Source organism: Chitinophaga sp. 30R24 (assembly GCF_049056765.1).
Lineage (GTDB): Bacteria > Bacteroidota > Bacteroidia > Chitinophagales > Chitinophagaceae > Chitinophaga.
This window is the reverse complement of record NZ_JBJGXX010000006.1, coordinates 1-17,613: the sequence shown is the minus strand read 5'-3', so window position 1 is coordinate 17,613 and position 17,613 is coordinate 1. Positions and strand designations below refer to the sequence as shown.

At 35.0% G+C, this 17,613-nt stretch carries 14 protein-coding genes and 1 CRISPR repeat array (1 of these 15 only partly in view); of the genes, 8 read left to right on the top strand and 6 right to left on the bottom strand.

From position 1 onward, the window contains the following. Nucleotides 1–968: a CRISPR direct-repeat array (repeat unit 37 nt; unit sequence CTTCTGATATGATTTCCAAAATAAGATGGATTGAAAC) (it extends 1,786 nt beyond the left edge of the window). Between the two features lie 104 nt (nt 969–1,072). The 3 genes from ACDQ55_RS14445 to ACDQ55_RS14435 all read right to left on the bottom strand — a co-directional run bounded on the left by ACDQ55_RS14445 (nt 1,073) and on the right by ACDQ55_RS14435 (nt 3,648). Next, on the bottom strand, nt 1,073–1,222 hold the full coding sequence (locus ACDQ55_RS14445) for a hypothetical protein (protein WP_420982112.1): 150 nt from the start codon (nt 1,220–1,222) through the stop codon (nt 1,073–1,075). 232 nt (nt 1,223–1,454) lie between these two features. Further along, nucleotides 1,455–3,134, bottom strand: a complete 1,680-nt coding sequence (locus tag ACDQ55_RS14440) for a M64 family metallopeptidase (RefSeq protein ID WP_420982111.1) — start codon at nt 3,132–3,134, stop codon at nt 1,455–1,457. Further along, nucleotides 3,121–3,648: a hypothetical protein gene (locus ACDQ55_RS14435; protein WP_420982110.1), complete on the bottom strand. Its 528-nt coding sequence runs from the start codon at nt 3,646–3,648 to the stop codon at nt 3,121–3,123. Before ACDQ55_RS14435 ends, ACDQ55_RS14440 begins: the two co-directional genes overlap by 14 nt. A 226-nt stretch (nt 3,649–3,874) precedes the next feature. Between ACDQ55_RS14435 and ACDQ55_RS14430 the strand changes: the two genes are divergently transcribed. Further along, the gene (locus ACDQ55_RS14430; RefSeq protein ID WP_420982255.1) at nt 3,875–4,069 is read left to right on the top strand and encodes a lantibiotic dehydratase C-terminal domain-containing protein; all 195 of its coding nucleotides are present in this window, start codon (nt 3,875–3,877) and stop codon (nt 4,067–4,069) included. A gap of 750 nt (nt 4,070–4,819) precedes the next feature. Here ACDQ55_RS14430 and ACDQ55_RS14425 read toward each other — a convergent pair. Continuing rightward, the gene (locus ACDQ55_RS14425; RefSeq protein WP_420982109.1) at nt 4,820–5,170 is read right to left on the bottom strand and encodes a LytR/AlgR family response regulator transcription factor; all 351 of its coding nucleotides are present in this window, start codon (nt 5,168–5,170) and stop codon (nt 4,820–4,822) included. Between the two features lie 960 nt (nt 5,171–6,130). Between ACDQ55_RS14425 and ACDQ55_RS14420 the strand changes: the two genes are divergently transcribed. The 7 genes from ACDQ55_RS14420 to lepB all read left to right on the top strand — a co-directional run bounded on the left by ACDQ55_RS14420 (nt 6,131) and on the right by lepB (nt 15,837). Continuing rightward, on the top strand, nt 6,131–6,469 hold the full coding sequence (locus ACDQ55_RS14420) for a hypothetical protein (protein ID WP_420982108.1): 339 nt from the start codon (nt 6,131–6,133) through the stop codon (nt 6,467–6,469). A 206-nt stretch (nt 6,470–6,675) separates the two neighbouring features. Next, nucleotides 6,676–7,926, top strand: a complete 1,251-nt coding sequence (locus ACDQ55_RS14415) for a 6-bladed beta-propeller (RefSeq protein ID WP_420982107.1) — start codon at nt 6,676–6,678, stop codon at nt 7,924–7,926. Nucleotides 7,927–7,941: 15 nt separating this feature from the next. Beyond that, the gene (locus tag ACDQ55_RS14410) at nt 7,942–8,601 is read left to right on the top strand and encodes a hypothetical protein (protein ID WP_420982106.1); all 660 of its coding nucleotides are present in this window, start codon (nt 7,942–7,944) and stop codon (nt 8,599–8,601) included. Between the two features lie 4 nt (nt 8,602–8,605). Continuing rightward, nucleotides 8,606–10,468: an O-antigen ligase family protein gene (locus ACDQ55_RS14405; RefSeq protein ID WP_420982105.1), complete on the top strand. Its 1,863-nt coding sequence runs from the start codon at nt 8,606–8,608 to the stop codon at nt 10,466–10,468. A gap of 28 nt (nt 10,469–10,496) precedes the next feature. Continuing rightward, nucleotides 10,497–11,774 (top strand): 6-bladed beta-propeller, encoded by a 1,278-nt coding sequence (locus ACDQ55_RS14400; protein WP_420982104.1) that lies wholly within the window; start codon nt 10,497–10,499, stop codon nt 11,772–11,774. 91 nt (nt 11,775–11,865) lie between these two features. Beyond that, on the top strand, nt 11,866–14,691 hold the full coding sequence (locus tag ACDQ55_RS14395; RefSeq protein WP_420982103.1) for an outer membrane beta-barrel protein: 2,826 nt from the start codon (nt 11,866–11,868) through the stop codon (nt 14,689–14,691). 18 nt (nt 14,692–14,709) lie between these two features. After that, nucleotides 14,710–15,837, top strand: coding sequence for a signal peptidase I (gene lepB, locus ACDQ55_RS14390; protein ID WP_420982102.1), 1,128 nt, complete (start codon nt 14,710–14,712; stop codon nt 15,835–15,837). A 125-nt stretch (nt 15,838–15,962) separates the two neighbouring features. Here the strand turns inward: lepB and ACDQ55_RS14385 are convergent, their stop codons facing one another. Both ACDQ55_RS14385 and ACDQ55_RS14380 read right to left on the bottom strand, forming a co-directional pair. Next, nucleotides 15,963–16,685: a GLPGLI family protein gene (locus tag ACDQ55_RS14385; RefSeq protein WP_420982101.1), complete on the bottom strand. Its 723-nt coding sequence runs from the start codon at nt 16,683–16,685 to the stop codon at nt 15,963–15,965. A gap of 18 nt (nt 16,686–16,703) precedes the next feature. Then, nucleotides 16,704–17,486 carry an outer membrane beta-barrel protein gene (locus ACDQ55_RS14380; protein WP_420982100.1) on the bottom strand — a complete coding sequence of 261 codons (783 nt, stop codon included), beginning with the start codon at nt 17,484–17,486 and terminating at the stop codon, nt 16,704–16,706. Nucleotides 17,487–17,613 lie beyond the last annotated feature (127 nt).

Here is a 17,613-nt window from a genome sequence, read left to right as displayed (position 1 = left end):
GATGGATTGAAACAAAACTAAAGAAATATTTTGCAGTCACAACATTGTGCTTCTGATATGATTTCCAAAATAAGATGGATTGAAACATGCTGCCAGATAACAAGTAGGCTCGGTAGAAACTTCTTCTGATATGATTTCCAAAATAAGATGGATTGAAACTACAAAACGCTACAAGATAGCAATGTAGACAACGCGACTTCTGATATGATTTCCAAAATAAGATGGATTGAAACACAGGGGTTCCTGCGGATGCCGTTGGCGAATACCTTCTTCTGATATGATTTCCAAAATAAGATGGATTGAAACACTAATAAGTAAGACATGGCAAGTATAAATATTAACACTTCTGATATGATTTCCAAAATAAGATGGATTGAAACATTATCAGCCGGAATCTATAGATCATTACGTCGCCTCTTCTGATATGATTTCCAAAATAAGATGGATTGAAACTATTGATCATTATTTCCGCCAAAAAGAGATTTGTAGACTTCTGATATGATTTCCAAAATAAGATGGATTGAAACTACCACTCCAAAGTGCTCACGGTATTTCCTAATCCAGCTTCTGATATGATTTCCAAAATAAGATGGATTGAAACTCGCCAGCATCAACGCATCCTGATTGGCGTTTTTACCTTCTGATATGATTTCCAAAATAAGATGGATTGAAACTGACCTTAAGTCGAATGAATAATCTTTCGCTCTAAACTTCTGATATGATTTCCAAAATAAGATGGATTGAAACTCAGATCGCCTTATATGAAATCTTCCTGCGTAATACTCTTCTGATATGATTTCCAAAATAAGATGGATTGAAACCTTCTCTATCAAAGCAGCAGATGATGGAGGGGCTTGCTTCTGATATGATTTCCAAAATAAGATGGATTGAAACTAACAAAGAATACATGGCCGGGCTTCACCTGGATGATCTTCTGATATGATTTCCAAAATAAGATGGATTGAAACAAGGATTTTCTGAAAATCTAATATCAGCAGCGGATGTCTGACTATTACATATTATTAGATTTCTTACTGTCATATTTTTTCTACAATTCACATTTCGTTATAAATTATCCCGCTTTCAGTCCCTTCACGGTATTTATCCTTACCGCCTTTATTACCTGGAAGCTGATGGTAGCCAGTGCAATAAATATGGAACCCAGGCCGGCTATGGCAAATACTACCCAATTGATGGCAACAATCATTTCTGTTATCTCCAAATTTCCTGGCTGAAACCTAGGGGAACAAACGATGGTCATTTTCTTCACGGCTATCGCGGTAATATTATATACAGTATAATGATTGAAAGTACAAAAATGACTGTTGCTGAAAAACTACTTTTCATTAAAAAATATACGCTACCAACTAACATCTATTTTTTCTTTTGAAAACTAAAACTCCTTTAAAGCAGGGCTTCTACCCTTACTTTAAAGGAGTTTCTATTTATATTCCTTATTGTGCCAGTAACTCGGCACTATATACCTGATTATTGATCATTATCTGTGCGAAGTAGATCCCTGCCGGTTGCCCGGTCAGATTGAAATCATAATTTGTTGATTTGGAAACCTTGCCAAGGTTACGTTTCAATACAACCATACCGGCGGAATTCACTACTGTAAGTTCACCACGGGCATCACTCGCAATATCACCTTCATAAGTAAACTTATATCTGCGACCAATGGCATCCTGGTATACTTTATAATTAAATTTGGTAAGCGGGTTACGCATCAGGATGGTAGCATTTGATTGAATCCGACCACTTGCATCAGCAGCAGAAATACGATAAAATGCTTCCGTTCCATTCAGCTGCCTGTCTGTTGTAGTATGGCTTGTAGCAGGTAATGTTGCCACCTGATAGAAGTTTTTACCATCGTCACTTTTCTCCAGAATATAATGATCTGCAGTTACCCCCGATGAATCTTCCCGCCATTGTAGCTGATTGGCATTCTGGGATACAGTTCCGGAGAGTTTTATTACAGCTGTCGATTTAGTGATAGTCCAGGTGACAGTTCTGGTGTAACCAGCGGCCGGAAGGTATGATTTGGAAAGTCCGGTAGAATCAGTAGCGATGGCCTTTACTGTATTGGTACCCGTTGCAAAGGAATTGTAAGGTACTGTAGCCGTGGTACCTGTGGCAAAAGGTACGGAGCTGCTGTTAAGATACCATTTCACACTAATGGAATTGTTAGTGGTTTGGAGATTCGTAACTGTAAACGTCTGATTTCCGGTCCCACTCAGCGTAAACGAAGTGCTGGTGGGCGTATAGGCATCAATCATATTTACCTTCGAATGTATTTTGCTGATGAAAGCCTCTGAACATACAGAACAAAAGGCATATCCCAGGTATTGCATCCTGCAGCTCTGATGAGGCCTGTACCAGGCGGACTCAGGTGAAGTGGTACCATAGGCATAGATACCAATACTGTTGATGCCTAACCAGCTTTTCCACTTGATGGTGGAAGAACTGCTGGTTTGCGTCATGTTTGGTTTTTCCGCTGCATAGCCTGTACCTGCCCAGTATTCATCAGCGAGCCCGGCAAAAGAGTGACCAATTTCATGGATAGCGATTTCGGTAGCAGAAGTATGCAATGTAGAAGTAGCATAGGTACCTCCTGCACCACCGTAATAAGTGGTATTGCATAACACAATGCCTTGCGTGTACTCAGGTAGATTTGCGGCCAGTACATTCGTGATGGGTGTCTGGCTGGATTGATAAACCAGGCGATGAGTACCGCTATAATCAAAAGTGGAGGAGAAATAAGTGGTAGGATTGGTGACAGGCTGACCACCTGAAGTAGATTCATCAGATGCTGTACCAGGATGTTTGGTACCGGATTGGGTACTGGGTACCTGTACCGCATATACGTTGATAAAAGAAGTGTATTGCGCCAGCGGTGTTACAGCCAGGAGCGCATTTTTCACGGTGGTGGCGTTGGTCGCAAAGGTAGGTAGCTCTGCCGAAGTATAGCCATCGCTAACAAATACAAAGTTGACACGGTTGCTTTTAGCCCCAGTATTTTGCAGCGTAGATACGGTATAGGTCTGGGCAGCGGCTTTCAACTGCATCAATGCAAGTCCGCCAAATAAAAGAAGTTTGCAGCTTTTGGCCGCATAGGTTTTAAAATTTTGCACGATAGATGGTTTTTAGGTGAGCGTTATTGTTATTAAAAGCCTGAATGGTAAGGAACTGCATATCATCCTGATATTGAAAGCGGATCGTAAGTTCACCTTCAGGAGCAGTGATCACGGTTCTTGCTAATGCAGCATCATTGGTGGGATCACCGGGGTATTCCACTTCCCTGTTTAATGGGTCCTGTTCTTTTATATACTGTGTGTTATTACTGCCTTTTATCTCGCAGATAAAATAATTTTTTTCCGGTATGGGCCGTTCGGAAAGAGCATCAGGCCCCAGGCGTCCCTCTGAAAACTGTTTATTTACCAGCATAAACCGGTATACCTGTTGCGCCGAATCATAACTGACCCTGTAGGTCAGAAAGATGATTTTTCCGGCTGCGCCGCTGTCATTCAGCAGCTGCAGCTTGTCTACCTGAAAATTATTTCTGGATAATACATTACCGGACGTTTTACAATGCACTGCACAGATCCATGCAGTTACTGACAGTAACAGGGTTATCTTCTTCATCATGTGAAACAATATTGAGGGTTTGATTTTGGTTATCTTGAAGATAATTAAACTATCTAGATATTTTTAACAATATTTATTCAAGGGCAAACAGATATTTTCACGCTGCTGTCTATACGCAGTAAGAGGTCTTATCCGGGTTTTAGCTTACAATTTTTTCGGGTTAAAAAATGAATATTTTTCCACTCTGTTCCAGTTGATAACTGCATTAAATTAAGTTGAAACCGGGATATTCGCTCCTCCAGTTATCAACTGGAACAGAGAGGCAGTTCTATTTGCCAGTTACATTCATATGTTCGTGAATCAGATGTTTATGAATCATCAACGCTATAAGGAGATGACTATTTATTATTTTATGGATAGATTTTACGCTTCTGAAATAGCCAGAAATAAAAAAATATCGACACCAGATCTGAAATGGTAATTTCAGATCCCGTATCAGATACACAGAAGATATAAACTATACTTACATATTATCAGGAACAAAAATAGCCAGACATTACTGAAAATAGCCACCAAGAAAAAACATTTTTAGTAACACTGCTAAAAACAGCTATTTTTCGACATTATATCTAAAAAACAGGAAATAAGTATATCCCATATTTGTATGCAACCAGGAATGAATAAATATTTATGCGGAGCCGGTTTTTTCTTCCTCTCCTTTTTGTTGGGATTTAATAGTGATGATATTGATTTAGTTATTCTAAAAATAAAAGAGCGTCTCAAATACTTTTGAGATGCCCTCTTTGTCAATCGAATAAGTTCAAAAACTTAATTTCTACAAAAAAATGAATAAAAACGAAATAAGAGAAAGAATACTAACCATATCGAAAAAGCAAGGGCTAATGCGATATGGATTGGCAAAACGGGCAGGCCTAACACAAAGTACGCTCGTTGGCTTCGAGCGACCTGATTGGGGAATGCAGATTATTACCCTAGAAAAAATACTGGACGCATTAGGATTAGAGCTAACGATAAAAAAGAAAAAGAAATGATCGTAGAACACCTTCTGATAAGATTTCCAAAATAAGATGGATTGAAATACTACACTACCCTACTTTTTGAGATTAAAAGAATAAATTCATGATTCTGTAAGAAATTCCCTTGGTTTCAAATTTATTAATAAATGCGAGCCTAGTGCTTTGTTTGGGTCATAAGGTTAACGCACTTAAAATTAATTAACGGTTATAAACAAATTATTATCAAACATCAGTGTGAAAAGTTCCTTAAGGGTGGTAGTAAATGGAATAGATTGATCATTCGATAAAATCAGTTCTTTAGTTTTCTTATTAATAGAACTTATAAAATTTATATTAACCAAATACGACTGGCTCACACGAATAAAACCTGGCAGACACAATTGCTCCTTAGCAATTTTAGATAATGATTTTACTACAATGAGTTTTCTGCTATTTAACAAATGAATGAAAGTATAGGAGTTATCTGATTTGCAAAAAATAATTTCTTCCGAGTCTACTAGATGAATGCTGTTTTGTTGCGAAATAATGATCTTTTTGCTCAACATAATAATTGTAGAATTGAGATAATGGAATGATGTCTTACCATACAGCTTGCAAATGCCCTGAATATAGGGTTAACCAAACTACCAGTAAAGTACTAACATAGAATCATAAAAAATTAAAAACTATTGCATCAAATCGTTCGGTAGTCATTTAGCACTTATAGAACCGATATTCATTGGAAGTACAGTTGGCTCATTTTATAGCAATTCAACTTTAGAACTAAGTTCGAAAAAAGGGTTTCGGTCAGACGCTTATTATAAAATCATATTTGATACTATACTTGGAAAAAGAGGATGCTTCTTATCCGGCAAGTCGGCCCAACAGGTCAATTTCATTAATAATACTGTCACGAACGAAAATTTAAAATAATTATACAATTGATTTCACTGATTGTCTTGCATTCGTCCAATGTTACCGATTTAGCTATTAACTCAAATACATTAAAATGATCATTATTATAGCAATACCCATTAATTTATACTTGTCCCTATAAAGCTCATGGCCTTATTAAAGGCATTATGGATATTGTTGGATAAGATAATAAATAATTATTATTTATTATTCCTTCTGAGTTGAAATATTTATCAAATTATTTACAATTCTTTACCACAAAGCAATCACAGCTCCTAACTTAAAATGAATATCCCTCTATTTTTTATCTTGTAGCTAATCCTACATTAGAATAGTTGTATAACTCCAAATTAATTGTGTAACAATCCATCTCCTTTAATATGCCGTTAATCATAACACCAGCATATAGTGATCACATGATAACCTTTAGTATAACAACAGCAGTCCAAATTCAGTTAGATATCCAGCAGATTCTGTCTCATAGGTACTAAATTCAAAAAAGTGTATTTGCACATTTGTATAGTATCATTAAACTAATAACTTAGGAATAGCTTATCACTCAAACAGAATGACATGACATTCACTTCAGAAGATTTTAAAACCCAGATAAAATGAAAAAAAACAAAGTATTATTTACCAGATTAATTGTATGCGGCTTGGCTGCTGGTTTATTTTTGTTTAATACAAAAGTACTCGTTCAAAAAAATTTTAAGGCAAGTGACCTCAAATTATCCAATCTCCTCACAAACGTTTCTGCTGATGAAGAAACCTCCAATGGTAGTGACCCGAAAGAATGTGCTACTGAAGCTTGTTCCGTAACCAGAACTTACGGAATAGAGCCGTACACATATCAAATAACGTATACAGGACATTATAGCCATTGCAGAAATGCAACTTCGGGTACATGTAGTTCAAGCCAATGCGACAAGAGCTGTGATGCAGGGAAATAACTGACAAAGAAGGAAGGCAATGTGTAAGCACTGTCCTTCCTTCTTTGCTGTTTCAAATTATTTAAAATATGAGTTCCAATGTTCAGCGATTCAAGCATTGAAGGAGTGATAAATCCCATTAAACAGGGAGTAAATTTAACTGGAAATGTTTTTATATTGAAATTAAGCATCTTGTTATTAAACCTATCATCCTTGATATAGATTACATGAAATTACTTTTATTACCTACATCTTTGATTGTTATTTTTTTTTCCTCCTGCAATTATGTTACCCTATTAAAAGAAGGTAAAGAACAGACTACAGTCATATCTATCCCTAACCAATTGGAAGAACTATCGCTTTGCAAATATTCAGAAATTTTTGATAGTATTCGGATAGTAAAATTGGAGACCAACAATAAATCAATGATCGGCAGGATCGATAAAATGATTGCTTTCGATCATAAGTTTTTCATCCTTGATCAGGTAGAGCGTAAAGCTGTGATCGAGTTTGACGAAAACGGGAAATTTTTAAGAATTATAGGGTCCAAAGGAAGCGGAAAAGGACAATATAATGAACCTAATGATATCTCAATAAACAATAATAAATTGATTGTATGGGTAAATGATTTTAGGAAATTCCTTGTCTATGATATGAACGGAAACTTCCTTAAAGAAGTAAGGGTAAAATCTTATGCGAAATCCGGAGTAATATTAGACCACGAACAATTTGCCTTATTTATGGATATTGGCGGAGATAAGGTAACCAATGAAAAATTCGATCTAAAAATATTTGATAAAAATGGAGAGCTAACACATATAGGTTTCGAAAAGAAAGACAGGAACTTTAGCAAAGGAATTTTCTTCTTTAGCCAGAACGATGGGCAAACAATAGTTTCTCCAGGATACTCAAACACCATTTATTCGTTAACAAGCGACCTTCTTACAAAAAAATATAAAATTGATTTTGGAAGCAGGGAGATCCCTTACGACACAATAAGAAACTTTACATCTATAAGTAAGTTTTTGTCCTGGGCCAAAAAGAGTAATTGGGCTTACCTTTCCAAGTATTTTGAAACTCCAGATTTTTTGATATTTAATTTCAATTATAAAGGATCAACTTACACTTGTTTTTACTCTAAAAAAAGTAAAGTTTTGAAATATGGCAATGTATGGTTCAACAATATAAATGGTATATTTCCTGGGATTTTAATTTCAGTGCAAGGGAACAACGCGATTTCATATTATGATCCTTCTACCATTGACACTTATAAAAAGTCTCATCAATCTCACACTACAAATTTTCAGGCGGATACTTTAGCTACTGGCGCCAATAAGTATTTCAAGGAGTTATTAGGAAAAAGTATTGGCTTTCAGGCATCAGATTTTCTTTATACAAAGGAACAGATTGATCTTTTACACTCAATTCAACCTTCGGATAATCCAGTATTATTGATACAAAAATTGAAAGAGTTATAGTCAAAAAATCTCCATATGAATAAAATTCTGATGTATAGCAGTCTGTTTGTATTAGTTGCTTTAAATATCACATTATTGGTAATGAAACAGAAAGAACCCAAACAAAAAGTGCAAGATGATGATGTTACATTTCATCTAAAAGCAAGCAAATCTTATCATAAGCAAACTGTTGTCAATTCTCTACTAAACAATAATACACACCTTCCTGATTCAATATTGCTAACCGACATTAATGACCAAAAGGTTTTTTTGAAATCTCTGGTGAATGGGGGTACAAAAATAGTAGTACGCAATAATGAAGAGGGTTGCAGTTTATGTATTGAGCATGAATTGGACATAATAAAAAAATATGCTGATAGTCTTGGTAATGAAAATGTAATTGTTATCACTACTCACAGTAATGTTCGCAAATTAAAAGTTTTTGTGCAAACAAATCATATTCCTTTTAATGTATATTATTGTCAAAGTCTTAATATACCTTATGAATGGGCAACTCAAAAACCTTTTGTTTTCACACTAACGCCTCAACTCATTGTAAATAATTTTTTCATCCCTGAAGTTTCAGAAACTGAAATCTCTGAGGCATATTATAATACAATTTATCAGTTGATTTTTAAGAGTTATAAAACATCTCGTTTATTAACAGATTATAATAGCAATAAAAGTTTAAACTGAAGCGATGATTAAAGAGGGAGCTTATTTTGTGAAGATTAGAAAAGTGGCTAAATATTGCATGCTACTTTGTCTTTTCTTGTTATACTTTATATTGCCGATTGAAAATATTTCGCAGAATATACAATCGATAGAAGCACGACAATTCCTCCTCTTTGGTTATCTAACACTTATTCTGGCCTTTTTATTCCTGCTATTTGCCGTTTCCAATGAGAACAGTTTCAAAATAACACAGATAGATCTACTATTAATAAGTTTAGTGCTGATTATTATCATCAACCGTAATTTTATTCAGCCAGATCATGTTTTTTCTCTACACTATTATGAACTATTCGGCTTAACAATTATTTATGTAACGTTACGGAATATTAACCGGATCTCTTATATGATATTGCTATTTGCAATAATCCTGTGTGCTTCTGTTGAAGCGTTTACTGGTTATTTGCAAATAGCCGGTTATAAGATCTCCAATAATGAGAATTTCCAGCTTACAGGCAATTTTCCAAACCCTGGAGCACTAGCAGGATTTCTGGTTAGTACAATAGCAGTATTTTTTGCAGGTTACAACGGCATTTTAAAAGATGAGTTACGGCGCTACTATCCCAGAGCAAAATTTATTATTTCAACCCTGCCAATTATATTATTAGCCGCTTCCGTTTTTATCCTTATCATAATTGCATGCACAGCTTCCAGAGCTGCCTGGTTTTCAGTAATTATATTTATGTTGCTCGTACATTTTTCTAAGATGCTAAACAAGGTGCTTGGTTTACCGAAATTTTACCGATTAGCACTTCTTTCAATTTTATCAATTGCGCTTTGTTTTGTTATCGGAAAAGTTTATCTTATGAAAAAAAATTCGGCTGATGGCCGGATACTTGTTTGGAAATCAACCTTACATATGATCTGTGACCGACCATTTACAGGGGTTGGCCTGGATCGGTTCAAATCTTTTTATATGCTTTATCAGTCGGATGAATTGAAACATCAAAGATCCGAAAGTTATGCTGATTTTGCAGGTGAAACAATCTATGCATTCAATGATCCATTACAACTGTTTGCAGAAAACGGAGTGTTGGCGGGAATAATTGTTGTGATGCTTTTTATCATTTTAATGCGTACAAATATAAAGAGAGACTGTGGATATGGAGTTCTTTGCAAGTACAGCTTGATAAGTATAGGCTTTTTTTCACTATTTTCTTATCCCAGTGCTATATTGCTAGTTAAAATGAATGTTTTGTTTTCTATAGCTTACCTTGTCCAGTATCATAAACCTGTTTTTACCTTTAAGATTCATCTATCTCTTTACAAAAGAGTGTTTCAAATAGGGCTTATCTGTAGTTGTTTGTTAATGATTATTATCCTTTGGAAAAAGAATGATAGATTACGGAAGGATTATTATATTTGGAATGAAGCCCTGGAATGTTACCGTGATGGAGATTATGGAAATGCAGTAGCGTTTTACAAGAAAGTATATCCAACTTTTAACAAAGAAGGCGACTTTCTTATGCAATATGGAAAAACGTTAGAAATATACAGAGAGCATATACTGGCACTAACTATACTGAATCGTGCTGTTGCCTGTCATAATACCTATTTTCTGCAATGCGCTATTGGAGATGCATATAAATCCCTAAAGCAGTATCCAGAGGCTGAAGCAGCATATAAAAAGGCTTCTTTAATGATTCCTGCGAAGTTTTATGCGGAGTACCTACTTGCTAATCTATATGTTGAAACAAACCAAAATGAAAAAGCAAGACTTATTGCACAGCATCTTTTAAAGAAAAAAATCAAAGTTAATTCCGAGGCTGTTAATGATATTTTAAGGCAAATGAGAGAAATAGAATTAAAACTTAAAATACCAGATAAATAGCTCATCTAAAATCATTAATAGTTTTATTATGGAAATAAGGTATAGCATAAATTGTTGGATTTGTAGTTTTGCCCTATTGGGAATATTCACATGGAATAAGGGATTTGGACAACTAAAAGAAATCCAGAACAACAATGAAGGAGTATTAACATTGCGTATTGATCCAACAAATGCCTCTGGTGGAAATGCCTCTGATATCTTTGAAGATATTAAATATATCCCATTAGAAACAACCAGTGAAAGCCAATTTAGTAACATTTCTCAATTTGATATTTTTAATGGCCGTTATATCATTTTAGATCATGCGACAAACTGTATACTGATCTTTAAGGAAGACGGAAAATTTCTCTCTAAAATCAAAGGGAAAAGAAATACCATAATCCATAAGTTTGTCATCAATAAATGGCTTGGGGAGATCGGGTATATTGATAATACTTTTCAAATCCTTACTATTTGCGATATTGACGGAAAATTCATTAGACAGCAAGACATTAGTGATATCAAAATACTTGGCATATTTAATTCGAATTTCGCATATTTAGGACCAGATGTTGTAGTAAGCTATGACCCCTACCGTGACATCAAAAAAGGATCGAAATATTTTCAGCCTTATTCCAGGGCATTGATCCGCTATGCAAAGAGCAATGCATCAGTACTTGCAACCGGATTCCATTACGGTGAAGAAGAGGCTAAAATTGATGTAGTGAGTCCTCCCACCAGTCCACTAACGAATTATGGGATTGATACCGCTTATTTTTTTGTAAAACCATATTCGTTTAATATCTATACTATTACTCCCAATACCATCAACTATAGCTATCACTTAGCCTTTCCTGCCAATATAGCACTACCATCTGATTTTTTAACAAACAAGTTATATACAGGTAAAAGAGAAGAGTTTATAAAAACGCACCCCAATCAGATTTTTAGCTTAAATAACTGTTATAAAATAAATGACAATCTGCTATTTAAAGCAGCAACTTACTACTCCAACAATGAAGATAATCTCATTCTCAATTTAAAATCTGGAAACCTTATTGCATATAAACATATTTTGCCTGATGCAAAATCCTTTTATCTACCTCTCTTTGATAATACCAATTCAAACTTCGATAATTACGGCTTAGATTTTTGCGACGGTAAATATTCTTATACAAGCCTTACCTCATTCGCAATGCTAAAAGCACATAATGAAAATAAATCTTTAAATGCTAAATATGATTCTACTCTTTTAAACTATTTCGCTAAATCAAATAAAGACGCTAACCCTGTCATTCTTCGACTTCAATTAAAGAATGAGCTGTAATCTCTCACTAAAGCAGAACCTCATAATTTAAATGAATATTACTCTATTATTGTATCGCAGCTTCTATTATTCCAAAAGCCTGGCGACAGCCATGGTATTAACCCTTCTGGTGGCTACAACATCCGCCCAAACCAACGACACTATAAAAACTACCAACGACGAAGGAAAAGCCAACGGTCTATTAATGGATAAATTACATAACTATGTCCTTCAATCTGCAACTGTATCTATATATAAAGCTGAAGACATGAAGTTACTCATTTTTCAACTAACTAATAACTGGGGTCGGTTTAAATTTGAGAAGCTGCCCGTTGGCGTTGCATTGCGACTCGTTGCAAGTAATATTGGTTATAAATCTGTTGAAAAAGAATTTATTATTAAAAACCAAGCAGTACCTTTTGCTTTTGATACAATAATAATGGAACGGCAAACAACAATGCTTAAAGAGGTAACAATTACCGAAACGCCGCCACCATTGCAAATGAAAGGAGATACTTTAGAATTTAATGCAGCTGCGTTCAAACTGGATACTAATGCCGTTGTTGGGGATCTGCTTCGAAAGCTTCCGGGTGTTACTGTTTGGAACGACGGAATGATTACTGTAAATGGTAAAAAAATAAGTAAGCTACTGGTTGAAGGAAAAGAGTTCTTTGGAGGAGATCCAAATATTGTTATTAGTAATATTTCAAAAGAGGCAGTAAAAAAGGTTCAGGTGTATGAAGATAAAAATGACCCTAATAAAGTTAATAAAAATACTTTCATGAACATTGCGCTCGATAAAAATAAAAAAAATGGCTATTTCGGTAAATTAGGATATGGTATGGGCACTAATAATCGAAAAGATGGTAGCGGAATGATTAACTATTTTTCTCCGAAAAGTCAGTATACCATAGGTGGAGTATATAATAATGTCAATAAGACAGCAAATGATTTGAGTATATTAGTGAGCCAAACCTCTTATAAAGGCAATGATCTAAGTACCAGTTATACCTCCGATTTCAGAAAAGCCGGGCAAACAAAATTCGCCGCATTCGGAGCCAGTGGAGAGTACGATTTCGAGGATCATGCCAATAATCCCATGGACAGCAACATTGTAAGAGGGAATTACTATCAGAGGAATGCTGTTGCCGACATAAAACAAAAAACGGAAAGCATATCCACCCTCGCAGATAACAGCACTTTACATCAGAATTCTGACTATACAAATCATAACAATATAAATGATCGGGGGGTCAATGCGCGTTATGCAAGAAAAACAGGTAATCAGAATCTCAACACGAATTTCTCGGTTAACCGTGTAAACGAAGAGAACGTGTCTGCCCAACAAAACTCCTCATTTAATTCTGTCAATTCTAATGAAAGTGAAGGATACGATCTGCAAAACAAAGAACAAGAGAAAATAATGATAAGCGGAGGTTTTAATTGGAGCACAAGAAGATATTCTACCAATAATGGACTTAAACATCGGTCGTTGGACATGGACTTATGGTATGCTTTCAGACATTTAAACAATAATTCTAATATTAAACGTTCAAATATATTTACGTCAACAGATACCTCTGAAAGCAAGAATCTGGATCGATTATATCAGCTAAGAGAGACAAACAATTGGCAAAACGTTAACTTACGGATTTACGGTATTAATAGCCTATGGAAAAGAGAACCTTTCATATTGATAGATATTATTAATCAACTCTCTTTTCAGAACGATAAAAACAATAATATAGTTAGCAATAAGCTGCAGGATAAATACCAAATCTATAATCCCCTTACAAATATAAATAAGGAACAGACCTGGAACTACCAACCAGGTATTAATTTCGGAAAATTAATCATTAACAAGTGGGATGGAAGGTATAGCAGACAATGGAATTTTAATTTCTTGTCACAGCTTCAAATATTTAATTTAACTAATGCTTCCGGGAAAGATTTTCAGAACATAACCCGTTCATATTCTTATTTCATTCCATCTGCTTTTATCAAACATATTAATGAGCAATCTGGCGAGTTTGTTAAAACTTACATTTTTAGTTACAACACTTCCGTTAGATATCAAACTATACAACAGTTAGTACCCCTTGTTGATGATATCAATACTTATAATATTGATAGGGGAAATCTGGGGCTTAATCCATCTTATACGCATAACTTTTTACTTAGTTATACATATCGTAATAGTAAGGAGATGAATGACTTTATTAATGAAGTAAGCTTAAATGCCAAGCTGATAAAAGGAGTAATAACAGATAAAGAGTATATAGACGCTCTTGGTAGGAGCATTCACTATTTTGTCAATGGGGATTATAGCAAAACCTATTCAATATCAGATCATCTACAAAAAGCTTTTAAGTCTAAAGAAAATCAATTGCAATGGTCTGGAGATGTAAATTTAAAATATTCAGAAAGTCCTTCTGTTGTCAATGATATTAGTTACTTGTATAAAAATCGTGGTATTTCTGCTTCTACCGATATAACCTATTCTTATAAGGATATTTTTTATACTAGTATCGGTGAACAGTATAATTATAGCCAGATCAAACAAATGAATCTGAATAACTATAATATTAGTAATCTGCAAATATTCTTTAATTCTACATTCGCTATTTCTCAAAATATCAAACTGCATACTAATATTGATTTTAATTCAGCTAAAACTAATTACACTGATAAAGAATTTTTTACAATCTGCAATGCTGATATCGCCTATAGATTCTTAAAAGGAGCAAACGCTGAACTTAAATTCTCGGCGCTGGATTTATTACATCAGAATAGAGATTTGATCAATTATTTTTCTGATAATCGTTTGTTTAGTCAGAGCGTTAATACCTTACAACAGTATTTCATGTTGAGTGCCGCCTATTTTCCCAGAAAATTTGGCTTAAAAAAGAATAAGACTAATACAAGTTTAAAACCATAATATTACTCAGGTAACTCAATGAACAATAAGAAAAGAACATTTACAGATCAACTTTTAAAAAGAAGGTATCTTATTCTTCTTGCCATATGCTGCCTGACCATTATCTATATCGGACTGTGGTGGCTTATTATTTTTCCCTTCCTTATAATTTGCTATAATTTATGGTTGAAAACACTAGAGAAATATCTATATTACAAATGGAAAAGTATTGTAGTGATTACAGGCATATTTATTTTAGTCATCTCAATACGACTCTTTTTAATTGAAATTTATACGGTCCCCAGCCGCTCAATGGAAGACGAGATTTTTATTGGAGATAATATTGTTGTAAGTAAATTAAATTATGGCCCTAAACTTCCACAATCGCCAGGCGACATTCCATGGCTGGATATGTTCTTCCCAGAAAAGAAAGATAGTAAGATAAGAGGTTATAGACGCCTGTCTGGATTTACAAAAATTGTAAAGGGAGATATAATCATTTTCAATAAAACAAATGAAGAGCACCTTCTGATAAAAAGATGCGTGGCAACTCCTGGTGATATTTTGCAGATCATTAACGGCGATACTTATATTAATGGTACTAAATTCAACGATTATCTGACTAGCAAACGGCATTATTCTGCCACCATCAGTAACGTATCTGTTTTCAAGTATTATGCTGAATATCTGAACTTTACTTACTCTTTAAAAGATGATTCTGCCAGTAGTAACAGTAGTATATACCTGAACCTAAGTGAAAAAGCCATCCTGGAGAAATCTGGTTGCTTGAATACAATAACCTATGTAAAATCTCTTGATGCTGGTTATCCTAATCATAAAGATTTTCAATGGACTATCGATAGTTTAGGACCTTTGACTGTGCCTGCCAGAGGTTGGTCTGTGCATCTCGACAGAAGGAACTTCGAGCTTTATAAACCAATTATTGAATATGAGAATAAAGCAATAAAATTTAATTTTGATAGTTTAAGGAATACAACTTATACTTTTTCACAGAACTATTTCTTTGCAGAGGGAGATAATCACAGTAATTCCTCAGACTCAAGGTATTGGGGATTTATTCCTGAATCTAGTATAATTGGTAAAGCTGTTGCCAAACTTTGTGCAAGAGATAAACAAGGTAATTTCCAGTTTTTTAAATGGCTTTGAATTTACAAGCTCATTGCCCCATTTTCTCTATTTTAAACTGTCTCATTTTTGGGTAGAACGTCAGAACGTCACTGCAGGGACGCGCCCCACGTTTGTAGCAGTAGCAGTGGAAAATCAGCCTTAACTTATAGCAGATATAAATACAAATACTCCTGCAGTTGAGGATCCGCCGTTCCAATACTCTTTTGAATGATCTCTTTTAGTTCCTGGGTTGTTTTTTTAATTCCTTTGTCAGGAGCGGCTATTTTTTCATCCGGCTCGGCTGTTGCATTTACTTTGATGGCAAACCACGACACATGCTTATGTGGCAGTACTAATCCCAGGATCATTCCAGGCAAGCCCATAAAAGATTCCGGTCCCAAGCTGCTTACTATATCATCCGTATAAAACGCGATTGCATAAATAGAATCCATGATGATGGCGTTGGCTCTCTTACATTCAAAGCCGGCAATGATTCTTTTTTCTTCTGTCAATTTCCAGCGGGCTTCTGAGAATGGTTTTTTCAGTAAAAAAAATTGTCCGAGTACATTTTTCCGGATGGTGCTCATCTCTGTCTGTACATCCTGAAAAACGATATTATCCTCACCAGGTAATCCTACACTATTATCCGTAGCGTTGGATATAACAGGCTTATAAACAGATTTACGGGGATTGAAACTCAGCTCAAAATACAGGCTACGAAAGTTAGCATTGTTGTGGTTTGTTTCCTGCAAAATTTGTTTTCTTTTCAAATACATCAGATTTTCCCGCCGTTCAAACACAATCGTACCTTCACGTAGTAATTCTCGACTTTGCCCAAGAGTACCCTGCGAAATCAAAGCGAATAAAAAAATGAGACAATAGCGCATAGTTTAATATTTAGTTTCTCATGGTTGAGCTGCCGGGAATTTACTGAAGTTCCAAGTGATGGAAAGTTGAAAATAGCGTCTTACATTATCGTACTTGGCTTCCGAAATATAGTTGGTGGTGAGTGACCTGAAAATTGTTTTCCCTTGGTTCAAAATATCTACTGCTGCAGCTTTCAGCACCAATGATTCATTCTTCAATAGTCTTTTACTAATCCAGGCATCCCATAATATTGCGTTGGTATTACCGATAAAATCATCGGTATTTTGCCTGAGTATTGCTGAACAGGTAGAATGGAATTCACTTTTCAATGGCAAAAATACCATTCCCTGTAATTTCAAATCGATGGCCCAATAATCTGCTGGCACGCTTTTTTGTATACTTAACCGGTTACTATTATAAGAAGTATTTGCCGTCAACATGATATTCATTTTATTGGGCACATTTTCTGACAGGAAAAGTCCCAGGGTATAATTGCCACTTTTGATGTGATTCTCCTCATTGTTTACGATGTTAGTGGTATTGCGAAGGTTCCAGGCTCCGCTTATACTCATGGTCACTGTTTTGGCCAATGGGTAGCTGTAGTTGACGTTACCGTATAACAAGGAAGAATAATCGTTATTGATAAACTGAAATGTTTTCCGGCCCACACTATCTACCTTGTCGGCAGTGCTAATATCATTGGAAATAATTGTATATCCTACATCAATCCATGTGGTTTTCCGGGCCATAAAATCGGAATTGATGTATAGGAATTTAATATTATTAGAAAAGGAAGGTGTCAACAAAGGATTACCTATCATGATATGTCTTGTCCTGAAATAGGTTTACACAAAAAATGTAAAAAATGAAGAAAATCGTCAAACTTAAGAACGGTTACTATCTGGAAAGTGACAAGCATCTTATTATTCAGGCCTATTTGAGTTCAAA

Bases quoted from the DNA above. Each gene is read 5' to 3' on its own strand.
- ACDQ55_RS14400 (WP_420982104.1), top strand. From the start codon at position 10,497: ATGGAAATAAGGTATAGCATAAATTGTTGGATTTGTAGTTTTGCCCTA.
- ACDQ55_RS14425 (WP_420982109.1), bottom strand. From the start codon at position 5,170: ATGTTGAGCAAAAAGATCATTATTTCGCAACAAAACAGCATTCATCTA.
- ACDQ55_RS14395 (WP_420982103.1), top strand. From the start codon at position 11,866: ATGGTATTAACCCTTCTGGTGGCTACAACATCCGCCCAAACCAACGAC.
- ACDQ55_RS14410 (WP_420982106.1), top strand. From the start codon at position 7,942: ATGAATAAAATTCTGATGTATAGCAGTCTGTTTGTATTAGTTGCTTTA.
- ACDQ55_RS14385 (WP_420982101.1), bottom strand. From the start codon at position 16,685: ATGCGCTATTGTCTCATTTTTTTATTCGCTTTGATTTCGCAGGGTACT.
- ACDQ55_RS14435 (WP_420982110.1), bottom strand. From the start codon at position 3,648: ATGATGAAGAAGATAACCCTGTTACTGTCAGTAACTGCATGGATCTGT.
- ACDQ55_RS14405 (WP_420982105.1), top strand. From the start codon at position 8,606: ATGATTAAAGAGGGAGCTTATTTTGTGAAGATTAGAAAAGTGGCTAAA.
- ACDQ55_RS14380 (WP_420982100.1), bottom strand. From the start codon at position 17,486: ATGATAGGTAATCCTTTGTTGACACCTTCCTTTTCTAATAATATTAAA.
- lepB (WP_420982102.1), top strand. From the start codon at position 14,710: ATGAACAATAAGAAAAGAACATTTACAGATCAACTTTTAAAAAGAAGG.
- ACDQ55_RS14415 (WP_420982107.1), top strand. From the start codon at position 6,676: ATGAAATTACTTTTATTACCTACATCTTTGATTGTTATTTTTTTTTCC.
- ACDQ55_RS14420 (WP_420982108.1), top strand. From the start codon at position 6,131: ATGAAAAAAAACAAAGTATTATTTACCAGATTAATTGTATGCGGCTTG.